Here is a 19,948-nt window from a genome sequence, read left to right as displayed (position 1 = left end):
CGCCGCGTCATCCGCCTTTTCTCGGTCTCAGAACGCGCTCGGGGTGAACCCGCCGTCTATCGTTATCGTCTCGCCGGTGACGTACGACGCGGCGTCGCTGGCGAGGTAGACCGCCGCGCCGGCCACGTCCTCGGGGCGACCGATTCGCCCGGCGGGCGCGCGGGACGTGACGCGTTCGTACCGGTGGCTCCCCTCCTCGTAGGCGTCGGCCGTCTGCGCCGTGGCGATGAACCCGGGGCGGACGGCGTTGACGCGCACGTCCGGCCCGAGGTCCTTCGCCGCCGCGCGGGTGTAGCCGTCGATACCGCCCTTCGCGGAGGAGTACGCCGCCAGGTTCTCGATTCCGAGGACGGAGGACAGCGACGCGACGTTGACGACGCTCTCTACCCCGGTACGGTTGGCGAACGTCTGCACCGTGCGGTGGACGCCCGTCAGTTGCACGTCGAGGACGTGGTCCCACTCCTCGTCGGTCACCTCCGAGACGGACGACCGGGCGATGGCGCTGGAGGAGTTGACGAGGATGTCGACGCCGCCGAAGCGGTCGGTCGCGGCGTCGGCGAGCGATTCCAGCGAGTCGCGGTCGGTCACGTCGCAGGTGGCCTCCAACGCCTCGCTCCCCCGTTCGCGCACCTCGTCTGCGGTCGCGGCGACGCGCGATTCGGTTCGACTCGTCGGGACGACGTTCGCCCCCTCTTCGGCGAACGCGAGGGCCACCGCGCGACCGATACCGCTCGTTCCGCCGACGACGACGGCCGTCTTCCCGTCGACCGTGACCGGTTCGTACGTGAACGACGCGGGTTCGCTACTCTCGTCGGACATGGGTCTCGATGCGTCGCCGACCGTGATATACGTTCGTGTCGCACACAGGTTCGGAACTGTCAGACGGACGAACTTGGAGTCGCAGAAACTGAGAACGCCCGCCCGGCGGGCGCGCGGTCAGTCACGAGTACGTGAGGTTGAGTTCGATGACGTTCGCCGCGCTCCGGACGCGTTCGGGTATCTCCGATTCGAACGCCTCGTCCTTCATCCGACTCGTCGGCCCCGAGACGCTCACCGCGCCGATGGCGCGCCCGTCGGGGTCCGTGACGGGCGCTGCGACGCACCGGAGACCGGAGAGCCGTTCCCCGTTGTCGGTGGCGTACCCGCGTTCGCGGATGGCCGCGAGTTCCTCGTCGAGTTCCTCCCGCGTGGAGACGGTGTTGGCCGTCTGCGCCGGGAGGCCCCAGCGGTCGACTATCTCGTCGACGCGTTCCTCGGGGAGGTGCGCGAGAATCGCCTTCCCCAGCGAGGTGCAGTGGAGGCCGACGCGCATCCCGGCGTGCGTGTCGAGGTTGACCGCTTGGTCCCCCTTCGAGCGGAGGAGGTAGACGCCCTCTCCGTGCTCCTCGACCAGCAGGTTCGCCAACTCCCCGGTCTCCTCGGCCAGCGCCTCCACCTCCGGTTTGGCGACGTCGTAGATGCGCATCCGGTCGCGCGTGTGTTCGCCGAAGTCGAGGAACTTCAGGCCGATGCAGTACGTCTCGTCGTGCCAATCGACGTACTCGTGTTCCCGGAGCGTCCGCAGGTGGCTGTAGACGGTGCTCTTGGGAAGGTCGAGTTCGTTCGCTAACTCCGTCACACCGGCGTTACCCTTCTCCTTCAACGCTTCGAGGATTCGAAGCGAGGTTCCCAGCGCCCCGATCGTGTTCGCGGTGTTCGTTCCCATGGCACACACCGGTTGCCGTCCGGTATACATAACGTTTGTTCACGTTCGCAGAACGTGTTTCCGGCCATGGTGGTGGACGACCCGACATCGTCGTGCGCGCCGGACGTGACGGTTCGGCGACGCGTTCCCGCCCCGCGGTGCGTCGGTGCGCGTCCGCTTCAACGTTTCCCCGCCGCCGGACTGCGGCTTTCCGAACTGTTTTGTCGCGGGGGAGAGACGCTGCGGGCATGCACCGCGTACGATTCCGCGACCCCGCGGGGAGCGTCAGAACCGGACGGCGAACGGACGACGGACTCGTCTTCGGCGACGAGACGTACGACCCCGAGGACGTGGACGTCCTGCCGCCCTGCGACCCGACGAAGATAGTCTGCATCGGCCTCAACTACGAGAAACACGCCGAGGAATCCGGGATGGAGATTCCGGACCGACCGCTGTTGTTCCTCAAGCCGCCGAACGCGCTTTCGTCCCACGGCGACACCGTGACCCTCCCCGCGGGAAAGGAACGGGTGGATTACGAGGCGGAGTTGGCCGTCGTCGTCGGCGAGCAGTGTCGCAACGTCTCCGAGGAGGAGGCGATGGAGTACGTGGCGGGCTTCACCTGCATGAACGACATCTCGAACCGCGACGACCAAGATAAAGAACAGAACTGGATTCGCGGGAAGGCGTTCGACAACAGCGCACCCCTCGGCCCGGTTCTCGCCACGCCCGACGAGGTGCCCGACGACGCGAGCATTGAACTCCGGATGAACGGCGAGACGAAACAGGACTCCTCGCGGGCGGACTTCATCTTCTCGATACCCGAACTCGTCGCGGAGATTACGACGTACATGACGCTGGAACCGGGCGACGTCATCTCGACGGGGACGCCCGAGGGCGTCGGTCCACTCTCGGACGGCGACACTGTCGAAGTCGAAGTCGAGGGCGTCGGCGTCCTCGAACACGACGTGCGCGTCCCGTAAGACGGCGGGACGCCCCGCCCCGGCGGCCCTGACGACCGGAGCGGACGGGGCCCGAAGATTCATGTCCATAGGTGACACAATACACGCTGCGGTCGGAGGGGAACGTTGCGCGTAGTCCAACAGCCGCGTGCCACTATCAGTTCAACCAGCCCACTGCCGTCGCCCCCCTCCGTCCGCGTGCGTTCTGCCGGCGGAGCGACCGTTCGCGTTCGGCGTAAAAATAATTCGGAGCCGAGGGGCGGGCTCAGTAGTTGTCGTAGACCGTCTTCGTCGTGGTGAAGAACTCGAGGGCGGCCTCGCCCTGTTCGCGGTAGGTGTTACTGGAGGAGTCTTTCATCCCGCCGAAGGGGACGTGGAGTTCGAGGCCCGTCGTCTTCTCGTTTATCTTCACGACGCCCGCTTCGATATCTTCGACGAAGCGATTCGCCTCGGTGTGGTCGTCGGTGACGATGCTGGCGGCGAGGCCGTAATCGACGCCGTTGGCCACTTCGACCGCCTCCTCGTAGTTCTCGACGCGGATGACCGAGAGCACGGGGCCGAATATCTCGTCCTGCGCTATCCGCATGTTCTCGTCCACGTCGGAGAAGACGGCGGGCGAGACGAAGTAGCCGTCCGCGCCGTCGACGTCGACCTCCTCGCCGCCCGTTTCGAGGGTCGCGCCCTCGTCCTGCCCGACTCCGACGTACTCCAGCGTCGATTCGAGTTCGCTCTCGCTCACCTGCGGCCCCATGTCGTGGCCGTCGAGGCCCGGGCCGACGTCGATGTCCTCGGCGGCGGCGACGACCCCGTCCACGAACTCGTCGTACACGTCGTCGTAGACGATGGCGCGGGAGGTGGCGGTACACGCCTGTCCGGTGACGCCGAACGCCCCCGAGGCGACGATATCGACGGCCTCCTCCACGTCCGCCGTGTCGGAGACGATAGTCGGGTTCTTCCCGCCCATCTCGCACTGGACGCGCTTTTGGTCGTCCGTCGCGGCGTCGTACACGTGGTGTCCGACCGCGGAACTCCCGGTGAAGGAGACGGCGTCCACGGCGTCGTGGTCCGTGATGGCGCCGCCGACGTCGCTCCCGGACCCGATTACGAGGTTCACGACGCCGTCGGGGATCCCCGCCTCGTCGAGACACTCGATGATACCCTTCGCGACGCCGGGCGCGAGTCGCGCCGGTTTGATGACGACCGTGTTACCGGTCGCGAGGGCGGGTGCGAGCTTCCACGCGGGGATGGCGATGGGGTAGTTCCACGGCGTGATGAGGCCGGCCACCCCCAACGGTTCGTTCTTCGTGTAGAGGTTCTTCCCCCGTCCGCTGGCGGCCTTCACGGTGCCGCCGTGGTCTCCGGCCTTCTGCGCGTAGTAGTAGAAGATGTCGACGGCGCGTTGGACCTCCGGTTCGGCCTCCGCGGGCGTCTTCCCCTCCTCGCGGGTGAGCGTCTCCGTCAGTTCCTCCTTGCGGTCTTCGAGCAACCGCGCGGTCTGCGTGAGAATCGCGCCGCGTTCCGGACCGGGCGTGGCCGCCCACTCCTCGGACGCCGCGGCGGCGGCCTCGATGGCCCGTTCGGCGTCCTCGGTGGACCCCATCGCGTACTCCGCGACTACCTCCTCCGCGTTCGCCGGATTGGTCACCTCGAACGTCTCTCCCGACTCTGCCTCCGTCCACTCTCCGTCTACGTAGTTCGTGGCTGCCATGGGCACCGAAGCGTACGCCCGCGTGCCTTAGGGGTTTTTCGGTGAGTGCGGCGCTCCGAGCGGTGTCCCTCACGAACGACCGTCCCGAACCACCCTCTCTCACCGGGACAGCCCGATTCGCCCGACCGATTCCCCGTCGGCGCTAACAATTATGTGGCAGTGCCCGGTACCTGAACGCATGCAATACTACGCATTATCGGGTGCGGAGCGATCAGCACTCGTCGCACGAGACGGGGACGACGCCTTCGACCTGACGAGCGCGAATCCGAAGGTGGAGACGTTCTCCGACCTCGCGCGGGCCGCGAACATCACGAATCAGGGCGTCGACGACGTCGCGCGGGGACTACTCGACGACGCCGACTCGGTCCCGGCGGACGAGTTGTCCGACCGGGCCCGTCGCCCCGCCGTTCCGGACGAGGTGTGGGCGGCGGGCGTGACGTACCACATCAGTGAACAGGCCCGAGAGGCCGAAAGCGGGATGCCCGACGTCTATCTGGACGTTTACGAGGGGGAACGACCCGAGATATTCTTCAAGGCGACGGAGAGTCGAACCGTCGGCCCGAACGATGCGGTCGGAATCCGCGAGGACTCCTCGTGGGACGTTCCGGAACCGGAACTGGGCGTCGTCCTCTACCGCGGCGACATCGTCGGCTACACCGTCGGCAACGACATGAGTAGTCGGTCCATCGAGGGGGAGAACCCCCTCTACCTCCCGCAGGCGAAAGTGTACGACCGCTGCTGTTCCATCGGTCCTTGCATCACCTCCGCCGACGCCGTCGACGACGCGCAGAACCTCGGCATGACGATGACCATCGAACGCGACGGCGAGATTCTGTACGAGGAGTCCACCTCCACCTCCGAGATGATCAAATCGTGCGAGGAACTCGTCTCCTACTACGCCCGCCACAACACCGTCCCCGAGACGGCGGTTCTCCTGACGGGAACGGGACTCGTCCCGAGCGACGACTTCACCCTCCGGGAAGGCGACAGCGTCCGCATCGAGATAGACGACATCGGCATTCTCGAAAACACCGTCACGGTCGTCTGACTCCCTCTTTCGATTCGGAGGCGGCACCTCCGTTTCCTATCGTCGCACGGGGCGATACTATGGCGACACGGAAACGGAACGCCTCGAACTGCGGATATCACCCCTGACGGCGACCGTATCCGCGGTGAACGGACGAGAACGTCCGCGCCGGTCGAATCTCCATCCGTGCGACCAAATCGCACAGCCGTCCGCCCCCGTCGGAGGCTGTGACAACAGTAAGACTGTAACGTCGGCCGAGGGAACGGTCCGTTCGACGACCGGTTCGTCGGGCCGGCCGGCTACCCGTATCGAAGGGGCGTCGCCGTCGTCCGGTTTTCCGCCCCGCGTGGCAGTCGAGTTCGCCGTCGGGCCGGGAGAGACGCTCCGTCCGCCCCCTCGTTCGGATCCGTTCCGGGGGTCGCTCTCGTCGGACGGGGGCCTCCGCCGTTTCGTATCGTCGTCTCGCCCGCGCGGCGCGTTTCCCCCGACAGAACCGTCTGCCCGGCGGAGCGAGTCGTCTCCTCGGGGCGGACGCAATCGGGTAGTCGAGTCGCCGATTCGGCTAGCGGACGGTGTACCCACCGTCGAGAACGATCGTCTCCCCAGTCATGTACGCAGAGGCGTCGCTCGCGAGGTACACCGCCGTCGGGCCGAGCATCTCGGGCGACGCCATCTCGTCCATCAACATCTCGCCCTCCCACGTCTCGACGGCGTTCTCTGCGACCTGCGCGCCCTGGTCCGCGTTGTCGGTCGCGACGTACCCCGGCGCGAGGTTGTTCACGCGGATTCCGTGCTCGGCCCACTCCGAGGCGAGTTGGTTCTTGAACCCCTCTAACCCGGCCTTCGAGGCGTTGTAGGCGACCTGTCTCTGGGGGTAGTTCGCGATGAACGCGGACATCGAGGAGACGTTCAGGACGACGCCGCCCCCGTTCTCCATCATCTCGCGCCCGGCGGCGCGCGAACAGAGGAACGCGCCCGTGAGATTCGTCGTGAGGACCGCGGACCACTCTTCGAGCGACATCGTCTCGATGGCCTCGTGGACGACGATGCCGGCGTTGTTCACGAGCACGTCCACTCCGCCGAATCGTTCGACGGTCGCCTCGACCATCGCCTCCACGGCGTCCTCGTCGGTCACGTCGCACTCAACCGCGAACGCGTCGGCTCCGGTGGAGTCGCTAATCTCCTCCGCCGCCTCCTCTCCCGACGCCGCGTCGCGGTTGGCGACGACGACGCTCGCGCCCGCCTCCGCGAGGGCGTTCGCGATAGCGCGGCCGATGCCGCGATTCCCGCCGGTCACGATTGCCGTCTCTCCGTCAAGGTCGAACGCGTCGAGTACAGTCACGGACGTACTACCGACCGAGTCTCACAAAAACCTTCGTCCCCGCTTCCCCGTTGGCGCGACTGAGACGGTACCACCGGGGGGTGGTACGACCGCCGACGGATCACTCGCCGAACGATATCATCCCCTTGACGACGGAGGGGTCCATCGCGCGCCGGAACGCCCCGTCGATATCGTCGAGCGACGACTCGAAGTCCACGATGCCTTCCACGTCCACGGCGTCGTCTTCGAGGAGGCCGATAGCCGCGTCGTACGTGTTCTTGTAGCGGAACGAGCCGTGGACGTCGAGTTCGTTGTCGATGATGTCGAGGACGTCGAAGGGGACGTTCGCCTCGTCGGCGAGTCCGACGAGGACGACGGTTCCGCCTCGCCGAACCGCGTCGATGGTCGATCGGATGGACGGCTCCGCGCCCGACGCTTCGACGACTACGTCGGCCCCGACACCGTCGGTGTACTCGTCGACGGCCGCTTCGAGAGACTCCTCCGCGACGTTGACTACCCGGTCCGCCCCGCGTTCTCCCGCGAACGAGAGTTTCTCCTCGACGACGTCGGTGACGATGACGTCCGTCGCACCGGCCGCCCGAGCGGCCTCCATCACCATCAGACCGATGGGGCCGGCGCCGGTCACGAGCACCGTATCGCCCGTCCCGACGTCACCGCGACGACAGGCGTGGATGCCGACGGAGAGCGGTTCACAGAGCGCCCCTTCCGTCGTCGAGACGTTCTCGGGCAACTCGTACACGTAGTCCGCCGGCCACGAGACGTACTCGGTGAAGGCGCCGTCGTGCGGCGGCGTCGCCATGAACTCGACATCCTCGCAGAGGTGGTAGTCGCCGCGCTTGCAGTGTGCGCACCGCCGACAGGGGACGCCCGGTTCCAGGGCGACGCGGTCGCCGGGTTCGAGCCTGCTCACGTTCTCGCCGACGTCGACCACCTCGCCGGCGCTCTCGTGTCCGAGGACGAGCGGATTTTCGACGACGTAGTCTCCGATGCGGCCGTGCTCGTAGTAGTGGACGTCCGACCCGCAGATACCGACGTCCCTGACGGCCACGAGGACGTCGTCCGGACCCGGAGACGGCCTGGGACGGTCCTCGATTTCGAACTCGTGAGGTTCGGTCAACACCGCGGTTTTCATACCCGATCAATTGGCGAGGTGGACACAAATAGGTGCGGGTCGGCCTATCGAATCACCACTCCGCGATGCTCCCGTCCTCGTGGTGCCAGATGGGGCTGTGCCAGTTGACCTGCGTCTGGGCCTTCTCGCGAACCGCGTCCTCGTCGACTTCGATACCGAGTCCCGGGCCGGTGAGTCGGTTGATGTAGCCGTCCTCGAACTCGAACGCGCGCGGGTCTTCGAGCAGTTCGAGTCCGTGGCTCGAATCGGCGTCGTGCAGTTCGAGGTCCTGTTCCTGCATGACGACGTTCTGGGAGGCGAAGCCGACTTGAAGGCTGGCGGCCAACGCGACGGGACCCAGCGGGCAGTGGGGGACGACGGCCACGTCGAACACCTCCGCCATCGAGGCGAGTTTTCGCATCTCGGTGATACCGCCGACGTGGGTGACGTCCGGCTGGACGACCGACACCGAGTTGTCGACGAACAGCGGTTTGAACTCGTGTCTGGAGTACAGACGCTCCCCCGTTGAGATGGGGACGGTCGTCTGCTGTGCGAGCGACCGGAAGGCGTCTCCGTACTCCGAGAGCACCGGCTGGTCGACGAACATCATGTCGTACGGTTCCACCCGCCCGAGGAGTTCCCGAGCCATCGGCTTCGAGACGCGGCCGTGGAAGTCGAGACCGAGGAAGGCGTCGTCGCCGACGGCGTCTCGGACCGCCGCGACCTGTTCCACGAGGCGGTCGACGGCCGCGGGCGTTTCCAGCGGGCGGAACTCGTGCGGGGAGTTGAGCTTGAACGCCCGGTACCCGTTCTCCCGTGCTCGACTCGCCGCGTCCGCGAGTTCTTCGGCGCTGTTGCCGCCCAACCACTCGTGGACGAGCATGCGGTCGCGGACGTGTCCGCCGAGGAGTTGGTGAATCGGCGCGTCGTAGTGGCGCCCCTTGATGTCCCACAGCGCGTGGTCGATGCCGGCCAGCGCACTCATCAGCACGGGGCCGCCGCGGAAGTAGGCGCTCTGGTAGAGCTTCCGCCAGTGGTACTCCGTCCGAAGCGGATCGCTCGTCAGGAGGTGCTCTTCGACGAGTTCGGAGACGGCGGTCCGGACCGTCTCCAATCGCCCCTGCACTATCGGTTCACCCCAGCCGGTTATCCCCTCGTCGGTCTCCAGTTTGAGGAGTAACCACCGCGGGGGAACGGCGAACAGTTCGTAGTCGACGATTTCCATGCGTGGGCTGTGTCCTGCCGACTACTTTAGTTAGCAGGTCCGGACGTACACGGAACGGATTTCACCCGTCCGCATCCATCGACGGCGCGATAGTGAACGGACACGTACATTTAACATGATAGAAACCGACTATCGACTCGTTCGCATGAGCGTACTCGAAAGCTTCTCCCTAGAGGGAGAGACAGCTATCGTTACGGGCGCGGCGCAAGGACTCGGTAAGCAGATGGCGACCGGTCTCGCGGAGATGGGAGCCGACGTCGCCATCGCCGACGTGGACGTCGAGAAGGCCGAGCGGACGGCCGCGGAGTTGGACGGCGAGACGGACGTCGTCGCGACGGAAGTCGACGTCACCGACGAGGCGTCGGTCGAAGCGATGGTCGAGGACGTCACCGACCGCCTCGGGCCCGTAGACGTGCTGGTCAACAACGCCGGCATCGTGGAGAACTCGCCCGCCGAAGAGACGTCGCTCGACTCGTGGCGGCGCGTCCTCGCCGTCAACCTCGACGGGGTGTTCCTCTGCGCCAAGCACGTCGGTCAGCGGATGTTAGAACGCGGCGGAGGGCGGATCGTCAACATCGCGTCGATGTCGGGCTTCGACGTCAACGTCCCGCAGAAACAGGCCAGCTACAACACCACGAAGGCCGGCGTCTCCATGCTGACCAAGTCGCTGGCCGTCGAGTGGGCGGACCGCGGCGTCAGAGTGAACGCCATCGCGCCGGGCTACATGCGAACCGACCTCGTCGACGAAGTGCTGGAAGCGAACCCCGAGATGGAGGAGACGTGGTTGGAGAACACGCCCATCGGACGACTCGGTCGGCCCGAAGAGCTCCGCGAACTGGTCGTCTACCTCGCTTCGGACGCGTCCTCGTACATGACCGGGTCGACGGTCGTCATGGACGGAGGGTACACCGCCCGGTAGCGGTGTCACCCCGTCTCGAACTCGGTTATCCGACTCTTCGCTCGGTCCCATCCGTCGGTCGTCGCGGGTTCGTACGTCGTCGTCTCGAACTCCTCCGCCACCAGTCGCCGTCCAGTCTCGACGTCCGGGAGCGTACCGACTCCGACGGCCTGGGTCAGGAGGTTTCCGACCGCCGTCGCCTCCGTCGGCCCGGCCACCACCGGGCGACCGGTCGCGTCGGCGAGTAACTGACAGAACAGTTCGTTCCGCACGCCGCCGCCGCCGAGGTTGATCTGTGGTATCGGCCCATCCGCGACCGACGCAAGTTCGTCCAGCGCCAGCGCCGTCTTCGTCACGAGACTGTCCAAGAGACAGCGGACGACTTCCCCCCGACCGGCCGGGACCGGTTGGTCCGTTCGCTCGCAGAAGGCGCGTATCTGGTCGGGCATCGGTTCGTCGATGCCGAAGCTGTCGGCGTCGGGGTCGACGAACGACGCCCGCGCCGGGGCCTCTCGCGCCGCCGAGAGGAGCGTCTCGTAGTCGGCGGGTACGCCGGCGTCGCGCCACGCCTCGCGGCACTCTTCGAGGAGGAAGAACCCGTTGACGTTCGTGAGCAGACGGACGGTTCCGTCGGCGCCCAGTTCGTTCGAGAGGGCGCGCTCGAAGGCGGCGTCCGTCCGCACCGGTTCCTCCCGTTCGACGCCGAGGATGAACCACGACCCGGTACTCAGGAACGCGGCGTCGTCGGTGAGCGGCAGACCGGCGACGGCGGACGCCGTGTCGTGGCTCGCGGGCGCGACGAGTTCGGGGTCGCAGGGGAGTTCCCGGGACACGTCGTCGGCGAGCGAACCCAACCGTCGCCCGGGTTCGTCGAGCGTCGGGAGGATATCCGTCGGAAGCGACAACTCCTCCAGCAGGTCCGTCGCCCATTCACGCTCCCGCGGGTCGACCATCTGCGTCGTCGACGCGACGGTCACTTCGCCGCACGGTCGCCCCCCCAGCAACGCCGTCAGCAACTGGGGCATCATGAGGAGTCCGTCGGCCCGGTCGAGGAGTTCGGGTTCCTCGTGCGCGAGCGTGTGGAGTTGCCACAGCGTGTTCGGCGTGTTCCAGTTGGTGACGCCCGTCGCCTCGAAGACCCGTCGTTCGTCGACCGCCTCGAACAGCGACTCGCGCGTCGCCGTCGCGGCCGGATCGCGGTACGAGATGGGGTCCCGCAGGACTTCGCCGTCGGACAGGAGCCCGAAGTCGAGCCCCCACGCGTCGATACCGACGGTGTCGACGTCGTCCCCTCGCTCGGCCGCGGCGCGGATGCCGGCGACCATCCGGTCTCGGAGGGCGTCGAGGTCCCAGACGTAGCGACCGCCTCGCTCGACCGGTCGATTATCGAACTGGTGGACTTCCCGGACTTCGAACGACTCGGGCGTCACGGTTCCGAGGTACACCGTTCCCCCGCTGGCACCGATGTCGATGGCTACGTGTTCCATCGTCCGGTCACTGCCCGTAGCTGTCCAGTTTCCCGCGGAGACGGTCTATCTCCTCGTCGGGGAGGATCTCCGGTTCGCCGATTGCGCGGGCCTGGTAGTGGATGCGCGCGCAGTACTCGACCATCTGCGCGACCGTGTACGCGTCGTCGAGCGACCCGTCGGCCGTCAAGACGCCGTGGTTCCGGAGGAGGGTCGCGTTGTACGACTCGCCCAGGGCGTCGACGGCCGCGTCGCCGAGAGCCTCCGTCGCGTGGGTCTCGTACCCGGTGACGGGGACTTCCGACCCCGTGAACGCGAGGAGGTAGTGCGAGGCCGGAATCGCCTCGCCGAGCGAGGCGAACGTGGTGGCGTACGGCGAGTGGGTGTGGACGACGCCGCCGACGTCCGAGCGCCGTTCGTAGACGGCGAGGTGCATCGGCAGTTCCGTCGACGGTTCGGTCTCCCCCTCGACGACGGTTCCGTCGGTGCGGACGACGGGCACGTCCGCCGGCTTGATGTCCGCGTACGGGATTCCGGACGGGCTGATGGCGATTCGGTCCTCGTCGAGACGAGCGCTGAGGTTCCCGCCCGTCCCGGTCGTCAGGTCGTCGTCGAGCAGGCTGCGGCCGTATTCGCAGATGGCGGTGCGCGTCTCGTAGTGCGGAATGTCTCGTGATGTCATGAACTGTCGTGGATAGGTGTTGATGGTCGGCGGATGGTGCGTGCGAACGAGAGCGCCTCCCGTCCGCGGGTGTCGGCGTTCACTCGGCGGAGCGACTGACGGACTGTGACTCCTCCTTCGGCGTTATCTCCGCGTCCAAGTCCAGCTTCCGCTGGTGAATCGTCTCGCCGGTGTTCGCGTCGAAGAGGTGGACGTCGGTCGGCTCGACGTACGCGTACACCTGTTCTCCCTCGGAGATGGGGCGTTTCCCGTCTATCTCGACGACGAACGTGTCCTCGTGCGACTGGTCCACCGGGCGGAGGTAGACGTAGGAGATGCTCCCCATCGGCTCGACGACGTCGACGGTCACTTCGACGCTGTTGCCTTTCACCGGAGTTTCCGAGAGGTCGAAGTCCTCCGGGCGCGCGCCCAGCGTCACCGCCGAGCGGTCGCCGACGTTCGACCGCATGCGCTCGGAGAGTTCGTACTCGAACCCGTCGCAGGCGAGCCTGTCGCCGTCGACATCGCCCTCGAAGAAGTTCATCGACGGCGACCCGATGAAGCCGGCGACGAACCGGTTGGCCGGCCGGTAGAAGCACTCCAGCGGCGTCCCGACCTGTTGGAGTTCGCCGTAGTTGAGCACGACGAGGCGGTCGCCCATCGTCATCGCCTCCGTCTGGTCGTGGGTGACGTACAGTGTCGTCACCCCGAGGTCGTTCTGGAGCCGGTTTATCTCGGTCCGCATCGTCGTCCGGAGCTTCGCGTCCAGATTCGAGAGCGGTTCGTCCATCAGGAACACGTTCGGGTCGCGGACGATGGCCCGTCCAAGGGCGACGCGCTGTTGCTGTCCGCCGGAGAGTTCCCCCGGCGTGTTGTCCAACAGATTCCCGATACCCATCATCTCGGCGGCTTCGGTCACCTGCGCCTCAATCTCCGCCTCCGAGAGGTCCGTCGACATCTTCAACCCGAACGACATGTTCTCCTCGACGGTCATGTTCGGGTACAGCGCGTAGTTCTGGAACACCATCGCGACGTCCCGCGCGCGCGGTCCAAGTTGGTTGACGAGGGCGTCGCCGATGAAGACGTCGCCCTCGCTCTGCGTTTCGAGCCCCGCGACGATTCGCATGAGCGTCGACTTACCGCTACCTGACGGACCGACGAAGACGACGAACTCGCCGTCTTCGATGTCTAACGAGACGTCGTCCACCGCGACGACGGCGTCGCCGCTCTCGCCGAACCGTTTCGTTACGTCGTCTAACGTGATACTGGCCATTATGTGCCCTCCGTAGCGCGAGCGGGGAGTCCCGCCGCGCGAATGCGTTTTGCGAACTGTGCGCGTCGTTCGGTTGTGGTCGCGTTCATTCTTTGATCACCACGCCGAAGCTGAGCCCCGCGGCGAGGTACTTGTTCACCGCTATCAGGAAGATAACGACGGGGAGGATCATCGCCATCGAGGCGGCCGCGAGCATGCCCCACTCGATGGAGCGGGAGCCGATGAACGAGTAGACGAACAGCGTCACCGGCACCGCCTTGAAACTCGTCAGCACGAGTCCGAACAGGAGTTCGATCCACGCGAAGATGAAGCTGATAATCGCGACCGAGAAGATGCCGGGCTTGGCCGCCGGGAGGACGACCTTGCGGAACCCCTGGAATCGGGTCGCGCCGTCGACGCGCGCCGCCTCCTCCAGGGTCTCGGGGATGCCGTCGAAGAACGCCTTCATCACCCACACCACCAGCGAGAGGTTGATGCTGACGTACATGAGCACCATCCCGATTCGCGTGTCGAACAGGTTGAACGACTGGAAGATGACGAAGAACGGGATGACGACGGCGATGGGCGGGAGCATCCGCGAGGAGAGAATCCACACGAGGACGTCCCGTTCCATGGGGATGTCGTACCGCGAGAGGACGTACGCCGCCGGGACGCCGATGAGCAGGACGAGTATCACCGACGCCGACACCATGAGGACGCTGTTGGCGAACGCCGTGAGGAACTCCCCGCTCTGGGCGAGCTGGATGTAGTTGTAGACTGTCGGCAGGAATATCCAGTCCGGCGGGAGCTGGTTCGCCTCTCCCGGGGGTTTCAGCGACATGGACGCGAGCCAGTACAGGGGGAAGAGGACGACGAGCGACCACAGCAGCAGGATGCCGTGTCTGGCCGCTCGAACGACGGTCTCGCGCGTGTCCTTGTCGAGCCGCTGCGAGCCGGTCGTGGGGTCGACGTTGCCGTCTCGGGTCGCCATCAGTCCCACACCCCCTCGAAGCCGACCTTTGCGATGACGACGTTACACACCGCGATGACGAGGACGAGGTAGACGACCGCTATCGCGGCCGCCACGCCGGGCTGGTTGTTGATGAACATCTGCTCGTAGATGTTGATACTCACCAGTTGCGTCGCCGTCCCCGGACCGCCCTGAGTGAGGCCGTACACCACGCCGAACGTCCGGAACAGGTCTATCATCCGGATGAGCGTGGCGACGAACACGACGGGTTTCATGTACGGGATGATGACGTGGACGTACCGCCGCCACAGCGGGGCACCGTCGACCCGCGACGCCTCGACGAGGGTGTCGGGGACCGACGAGAGGCCCGCGTAGAAGATGATGAACATGAACGGCGTCCAGTTCCACGTGTCGAGGAGTATCACCGTCAACAGCGGAATCTCCGAGAGGAACGCCGGCGCCGCGAACGGCGTCCACGTGTTGATCATGTACGGGATGATTCCGACCTCGCTGTTCAGCATGATGCGACCGATAGTCGCCATCGAAACCGGGGCCACCGCCATCGGGACGATGAAAAGCACCCGGTAGAACGACTTCGCCCGCTCGGATTTCACGCCGGCGACGAGTGCGGCGAGGAAGAACCCGAGGACGCTCTCTAAGACCAACGCGCTGGCGACGACGGTGATGGTGACGACGAACGAGTGGAGCGCACCGCCGCGGGTGAACGCCGTCACGTAGTTGCTCAGTCCGACGAACTCGGCTTCGAGCACGTTGAACGTGGGTTCCTCGATGAGACTGAGGTACAGGTCGTACGCACCGGGGAAGAAGGTGATCATCACCATCACGAGCACCATCGGCGCGACGAACCAGTACGGGAGGTAGTCGTTCCAGATATCGCGCAGGCTGGGGAACCCTCCCTTCTCGTCTGCGGCCGTTTCTGCTTTCGTCTGTGTACTCATTGTCAGTGTTGGGTCGGGTGGATGCGGGTCGAACCGTCCGCGTTACTCACTGTAGATGTCCTCCGCAATCTTCGCCGCCTTCTTCATCGCCGCCTCGGGTGATTTCTCCCCGGCGATGGCCCGTTGGAGTTCCTCGGAGTAGCGCTGTCCCCACTGGGGGTACTTCCGGTCGAACGGGTCGGGCTGCGCCTCCTTCAGGGATTCGAGCGTGACCTGGGCGAAGTTCTCGCCGACGCGCGACCGGAACTCATCGTTCTCCCAGACGGACTGGCGCACCGAGAACGCGGCGTCGTTCTCCAAATGCATCCACGTGTTCGTCGGTTGCGAGGAGGCCCACAGCATGAAGAGGAACCCCTGCTTGGAGTTCTTGGCGTTCTTCGAGGTGGAAATCTGCCAGTTGTAGGCGTTCGGTCCGAACGTGCCGTCGGCCGGTTTCGGCGCCTTCGCGATGCCGACGGAGTCGGCCACCTGAGAGTCCTCACCCGTCAGACCGGGCCAGAACAGGTTGGCGTCGGCGACGATGTGACCCGCGCGGCCCTCCTGCATCGTCGTGAGCACGTCGGACCACGTCTGCGTGGACGCCCCTTCGGGGCCGTAGTCCCGCAGGAGGTTCGTGTACCACGTGGCGGCGTCGATGACGCCCTGGGTGTCGAGTCCGGAGTCCTTCGGGAACTTGGTCCAGAGTTTCGCACCGTTCTCGCGGATGAACGTGTTCAGGATGTAGATGTTCATCCCGTATCCCTTCTGTCCGCGCCCGGCGGTACCGGCGACGTCGGACTCGTTCTCGTGGATGGTCTTCGCGTTCTGCCGGTGTTGTTCGAGCGTCTCGGCCACTTCGAGACCGTGTTTCTCGTAGAGGTCCTTCCGGTAGAACTGGGTCTGGACCTCGGTGGTGATCGGGATGCCCGTCCACTTGTCCGTGTATCCGCCACCGTGGGCCTGCCATCGGGACGACTCGAAGAGGTCGTTTGGCTTCCACCAGTTCTCGTCGTAGAGGCTACTGTCGTTGAAGTACTTGTCCAGCGTCTGGAGCCATCCCTCGCTACGGAACTGGTTGATGACCTGGTCCATGAAGAAGACGTCGAACTGACCGGCCCCGGTGCTCACGTCCGTCTGCCGCTTCGTCCGGAACTGCTGTTCCGGGAGGACGTTCCACACCACGTCGATACCAGTCAGTTCCTCGAACACCGGCACCGCGGGCTTTATCGCGTCGACCCACGGGTGCTGGACCGCTCCGATGTTTATCTTCGACCCCTCGAACTGTTTCCATTCGATGTCGGCGCCCTGGTACTCGCTCAACGGGATGGCGAGTTCGCCCGAACTACCGCTCTCGCCGGTTCCCGTCGACGTTCCGGAACTTCCGCCGCGGGTACAACCCGCGAGACCGCCGACCGCTCCGACGCCTAGCGCTTTCAGTACGTTTCTGCGGCTGCGTTGGCTTGCCATACCTATTGACCTCACCGTAGCACAAATCGAGCATGATTAATAAGCTTACTCCTCGTTGGCGCTATCGGCCCCTCCGATTCGGCTCGCTCGACGACTCGTCCCCGCCGAACGGAATGCGTCACCGCGTGAACGGCGTTCGTGGAGGGGATTTATTATGGACCGTGAAGAACCGAGTAGTTGAACGCGGGAGTACATCCGACGGAAACCCCCGCGTGAAGACGACTGCGAGCCATCGCAGCCACCGAAACACCACAGGCAACAGATGATGCGAACCGAGACAGACTCACACGACCAGCGTCCAGTGGAGCAGCCGATAAACGCCGAAGCTCGATACGGAGAGTTCGACGGATGATGCGTACGGCGACGCTGACCGACGTTGGTGAAATCGAAGTACAGGAGCGGGAGCGACCGGAACCGACGGAGAGCGACGTAATCGTCGAAATCGGCGCTTGCGGGGTGTGCATGACCGACTACCACATGTACCACGGCACGTTCGCCGTCGACACTCCGCTCGTACTCGGACACGAGAGCGCCGGCACCGTCGTAGACGTCGGCGAGGACGTCACCGGCCTCGACGTCGGGGACCGAGTCGCTATCAACCCCACCGTGCCGTGCACCAACTGCTCGTACTGCAAGCGCGGGGAGACCCACCTCTGTGAGAACAACACGAGCATCGGCGGGGCCGGCGAGACGATTCTCGACGGCGCGTTCGCCGAGTACGTCCGAGTCCCGGCGATAAGCGTCGAGGACATCGGCGACCTCTCGTTCGAGAACGCCGCGCTGGCGGAACCCTTGGCCTGTTGCATCCACGGCGTCGACCAAGTCGACGTCGAACTGGGCGACAGCGTCGCGATAATCGGTGCCGGCCCCATCGGTCTCCTGTTGATGCAGGTGTTCCGCAACGCCGGAGCCAGTCCGATAGTCGTCTCCGAACTCGATCCCGAACGGCGTGAACTCGCCGCGGAACTAGGCGCCGACGCGGTCATCGACCCGGCCGAATCCGACCCCCTCGCGGCCATCCCCGATGCGGCGGGCGGTCCCGTCGACGTCGCCGCGGAGGCCATCGGCCTCGTCCCGACCATCGAACAGGCGAACGAGGTGACCGCGAACGGCGGTTCGACGCTCATCTTCGGCGTCCCCGACCAAGAGGCGACGATGGAGGTCAACCCCTTCGACATCTTCTTCAACGAAGTCGGCTACCGAGGGTCGTTCTCGCTGACCGCCGAGGACTTCGAGCGCGCGGTGACGATGCTCCGGTATGACCGAATCGACGCCGACCGACTGGTCACGTCCCGAATCGGTCTCGACGACTTGCCCTCCGCCTTCGAACGGATGGAGAACACGGAAGGGCTGAAGAACGTCGTCGTTCCCCATTCCGAGTGACCGCCCCCTTTTTCTCCTGACGCGTACCCCATCTTCCGCTGAAAGCGACGAGGAGACGTCCGGTCGAAGACGACTTTTCGGAGCGGCACGTCCCAGGTTCGTCCACGCCGCCGAAGCGCGTTCGTGACGCCCCCGTAGCGACCCCCTCCCGTTCTTCAGAAATGAACGAGGTAAATTCGAGCTGTTGTCGGGTGGAATCAACCGCATCCGACATGATTCTTCATCCAAAACGCCCCGAAACCGCTCCGCGAAGCGGCCCGTTGTTCTTCTCTGATGAACGGGGTTTTTGTCCCGTCGGCGTGTACGACGGATCATAATGGCCGACCCCACGAAATACACGATCGAGGCGACCGAGACCTCGTTGACTATCCTCGAGGCTCTCGTGGACCAGGACGGACCGACGGGCGTCACGGCGCTCGCGGAGCGAGTCGGGAGTTCGAAAAGCGTCGTACACAACCACCTCTCCACGTTAGAGGCGTCGGGGTACGTCCTCAAAGACGGGACTCAATACCGGCCGTCGCTACGGACGCTGAACCTCGGCGTCCGGACCCGCGAACAACTCCCCGTCTTCCGTATCGCGAAACCGCTCCTCGACAACCTCGCGGCGGCGACGGGCGAGACGGCGACCCTATTCGTCCGAGAGGAAGAGGGGGGCGTCCCCGTCTACGTCGTCGAGCCGTCCGACGAGAGCATTTCAAATCTCCGAGAGGGTGAGCGGTTGCCTCTCCCGGAGAACGCCCCCGGCCGAGCGATTCTCTCCACCCTCTCCGACGAACGTATCGACGAAATCCTCGACGACGCGGAACTCGTCGCGCGCACCGATTCGACGCTCACGGACCCCGAAGAACTCCGCGAACGGGTCAGACAGATCCGGGACAGCGGCATATCGTTCTGCAGAGAAGAACAAGCGGAAGGAGTGGTGAGCGCGGCCGCACCGATCGAAACGAGGAACGACCGTTCGAACGCCGCGCTGGGCGTGTACGGCCCGGCAGACCGCTTACAGGGTCGATATCTGGAGGAAGACCTCACCGGTCAGATACTCAGCACCGCGAAGTCCGTCCGCGTAACGCTCACGAATCTGTGAAGGCGGGAGTACGGCGCGGCGCCTCTCGCGTGTTCCGTGTCCTCGGCAACTGGGGTAACGTATGACGGTGAGAAAGGATTCGTCGGTATTCGAGCGACACTCCGACAGCGCAGCGGTGTTAGTGACGTCATCGTCCGTTACACCTCTATGACTGTAATGCGATTTACTTTTACCACGTTCACCGTCGCTACGCTTACCGGCCCTCTCGAGGGACTGTCGACTCCCGTCTCGTTGGGGTTCTCACGGTGAGAAACGCTCGGTTGGCGTCATTGGATCCCCGTCGAATCGTCACCCTCGTGCGACCTCACTGCCCGACAGAAGCAGTCCACCTGCGACGACCGCCGCGTCCAGTAGCGACGCCGACCGTCGTGGGATTCATCGCGGACGGGTGGGCGCCGGCGTACCGAGAGGGCGAACGGATGCCGCTTCACCTCAACGCGCCCGGGAAGTCCCTCCTGGCTTCCCTCCCCGACGACCGGCTGACGGAGATACTCGGCGAAAGCGACCTGACCGCCCGGACGGAGGCGACTCTCACCGACCGGGACGAACTCGAAGCGGAACTCCGTCGAATCCGCGACAACGGCTTCTCGTTCTGCAGAGGTGAACAGTTCGAGGGGCATCGTCGGAGTCGCCGCGGCGTGTTCCGAACGCGGGCGGCGACCGAGTGGCCGCAGTCGGCGTCTGCGGACCGGCCGCCCGGTTGAACGGTCGATAGTCGGGGAACCGCGCGCAACAAGGCGAAGATTCTGCCCCTTGCCACACGGCTTATGCCC

General features: G+C 65.3%; 18 protein-coding genes. 6 read left to right on the top strand and 12 right to left on the bottom strand.

Annotation, left to right across the window (positions count from 1 at the left end; translation table 11 throughout):
- Window positions 1-27: 27 nt before the first annotated feature.
- Window positions 28-819 carry an SDR family NAD(P)-dependent oxidoreductase gene (locus tag ACFQEV_RS01570; RefSeq protein WP_379692148.1) on the bottom strand — a complete coding sequence of 264 codons (792 nt, stop codon included), beginning with the start codon at window positions 817-819 and terminating at the stop codon, window positions 28-30.
- Window positions 820-940: 121 nt separating this feature from the next.
- Window positions 941-1,705, bottom strand: coding sequence for an IclR family transcriptional regulator (locus ACFQEV_RS01565; RefSeq protein ID WP_379692147.1), 765 nt, complete (start codon window positions 1,703-1,705; stop codon window positions 941-943).
- A 227-nt stretch (window positions 1,706-1,932) separates the two neighbouring features.
- On the opposite strand from ACFQEV_RS01565, the gene ACFQEV_RS01560 reads away from it, so the two are divergent.
- Window positions 1,933-2,664, top strand: a complete 732-nt coding sequence (locus tag ACFQEV_RS01560) for a fumarylacetoacetate hydrolase family protein (protein ID WP_379692146.1) — start codon at window positions 1,933-1,935, stop codon at window positions 2,662-2,664.
- Between the two features lie 244 nt (window positions 2,665-2,908).
- Here ACFQEV_RS01560 and xacF read toward each other — a convergent pair whose 3' ends face one another.
- Window positions 2,909-4,351, bottom strand: a complete 1,443-nt coding sequence (gene xacF, locus ACFQEV_RS01555) for a 2,5-dioxovalerate dehydrogenase (RefSeq protein WP_379692145.1) — start codon at window positions 4,349-4,351, stop codon at window positions 2,909-2,911.
- 178 nt (window positions 4,352-4,529) lie between these two features.
- On the opposite strand from xacF, the gene ACFQEV_RS01550 reads away from it, so the two are divergent.
- Window positions 4,530-5,399: a fumarylacetoacetate hydrolase family protein gene (locus ACFQEV_RS01550; RefSeq protein WP_379692143.1), complete on the top strand. Its 870-nt coding sequence runs from the start codon at window positions 4,530-4,532 to the stop codon at window positions 5,397-5,399.
- A 541-nt stretch (window positions 5,400-5,940) separates the two neighbouring features.
- Here ACFQEV_RS01550 and ACFQEV_RS01545 read toward each other — a convergent pair.
- The 3 genes from ACFQEV_RS01545 to dgoD all read right to left on the bottom strand — a co-directional run bounded on the left by ACFQEV_RS01545 (window position 5,941) and on the right by dgoD (window position 9,056).
- Entirely contained in the window at window positions 5,941-6,720 is a 780-nt protein-coding gene (locus tag ACFQEV_RS01545) for an SDR family NAD(P)-dependent oxidoreductase (RefSeq protein ID WP_379692142.1), read from the bottom strand.
- Window positions 6,721-6,820: 100 nt separating this feature from the next.
- Window positions 6,821-7,852: an NAD(P)-dependent alcohol dehydrogenase gene (locus ACFQEV_RS01540; protein WP_379692141.1), complete on the bottom strand. Its 1,032-nt coding sequence runs from the start codon at window positions 7,850-7,852 to the stop codon at window positions 6,821-6,823.
- A gap of 52 nt (window positions 7,853-7,904) precedes the next feature.
- Window positions 7,905-9,056, bottom strand: coding sequence for a galactonate dehydratase (gene dgoD, locus ACFQEV_RS01535; protein WP_379692140.1), 1,152 nt, complete (start codon window positions 9,054-9,056; stop codon window positions 7,905-7,907).
- 145 nt (window positions 9,057-9,201) lie between these two features.
- Here dgoD and ACFQEV_RS01530 point away from each other — a divergent pair, with 145 nt between their 5' ends.
- On the top strand, window positions 9,202-9,975 hold the full coding sequence (locus tag ACFQEV_RS01530) for an SDR family NAD(P)-dependent oxidoreductase (RefSeq protein ID WP_379692139.1): 774 nt from the start codon (window positions 9,202-9,204) through the stop codon (window positions 9,973-9,975).
- 5 nt (window positions 9,976-9,980) lie between these two features.
- On the opposite strand, the gene ACFQEV_RS01525 is transcribed toward ACFQEV_RS01530, so the two are convergent.
- The 6 genes from ACFQEV_RS01525 to ACFQEV_RS01500 all read right to left on the bottom strand — a co-directional run bounded on the left by ACFQEV_RS01525 (window position 9,981) and on the right by ACFQEV_RS01500 (window position 16,708).
- Window positions 9,981-11,441: a rhamnulokinase gene (locus tag ACFQEV_RS01525; RefSeq protein ID WP_379692138.1), complete on the bottom strand. Its 1,461-nt coding sequence runs from the start codon at window positions 11,439-11,441 to the stop codon at window positions 9,981-9,983.
- Between the two features lie 7 nt (window positions 11,442-11,448).
- Window positions 11,449-12,102 (bottom strand): class II aldolase/adducin family protein, encoded by a 654-nt coding sequence (locus ACFQEV_RS01520; protein WP_379692137.1) that lies wholly within the window; start codon window positions 12,100-12,102, stop codon window positions 11,449-11,451.
- Between the two features lie 79 nt (window positions 12,103-12,181).
- Window positions 12,182-13,354 carry an ABC transporter ATP-binding protein gene (locus ACFQEV_RS01515; protein WP_379692136.1) on the bottom strand — a complete coding sequence of 391 codons (1,173 nt, stop codon included), beginning with the start codon at window positions 13,352-13,354 and terminating at the stop codon, window positions 12,182-12,184.
- Between the two features lie 85 nt (window positions 13,355-13,439).
- Complete coding sequence (locus ACFQEV_RS01510; protein WP_379692135.1) at window positions 13,440-14,324, bottom strand: carbohydrate ABC transporter permease; 885 nt, start codon at window positions 14,322-14,324, stop codon at window positions 13,440-13,442.
- Window positions 14,324-15,262, bottom strand: coding sequence for a carbohydrate ABC transporter permease (locus ACFQEV_RS01505; protein ID WP_379692133.1), 939 nt, complete (start codon window positions 15,260-15,262; stop codon window positions 14,324-14,326). Before ACFQEV_RS01505 ends, ACFQEV_RS01510 begins: the two co-directional genes overlap by 1 nt.
- A gap of 42 nt (window positions 15,263-15,304) precedes the next feature.
- On the bottom strand, window positions 15,305-16,708 hold the full coding sequence (locus tag ACFQEV_RS01500) for an extracellular solute-binding protein (RefSeq protein ID WP_379692132.1): 1,404 nt from the start codon (window positions 16,706-16,708) through the stop codon (window positions 15,305-15,307).
- 351 nt (window positions 16,709-17,059) lie between these two features.
- Between ACFQEV_RS01500 and ACFQEV_RS01495 the strand changes: the two genes are divergently transcribed.
- From ACFQEV_RS01495 to ACFQEV_RS01485, 3 genes are all read left to right on the top strand, one after another.
- Entirely contained in the window at window positions 17,060-18,091 is a 1,032-nt protein-coding gene (locus ACFQEV_RS01495; protein WP_379692208.1) for a zinc-dependent alcohol dehydrogenase family protein, read from the top strand.
- Between the two features lie 316 nt (window positions 18,092-18,407).
- Window positions 18,408-19,175 (top strand): IclR family transcriptional regulator, encoded by a 768-nt coding sequence (locus tag ACFQEV_RS01490; protein WP_379692131.1) that lies wholly within the window; start codon window positions 18,408-18,410, stop codon window positions 19,173-19,175.
- Between the two features lie 368 nt (window positions 19,176-19,543).
- The gene (locus ACFQEV_RS01485; RefSeq protein WP_379692130.1) at window positions 19,544-19,879 is read left to right on the top strand and encodes an IclR family transcriptional regulator domain-containing protein; all 336 of its coding nucleotides are present in this window, start codon (window positions 19,544-19,546) and stop codon (window positions 19,877-19,879) included.
- The last annotated feature ends 69 nt before the right edge of the window (window positions 19,880-19,948 follow it).

The sequence above is a fragment of the Halopelagius fulvigenes genome, from assembly GCF_042662625.1.
Taxonomy (GTDB): domain Archaea; phylum Halobacteriota; class Halobacteria; order Halobacteriales; family Haloferacaceae; genus Halopelagius; species Halopelagius fulvigenes.
The sequence above is the reverse complement of the archived record's forward strand: the minus strand, read 5'-3'. Positions and strand labels throughout refer to the sequence as shown.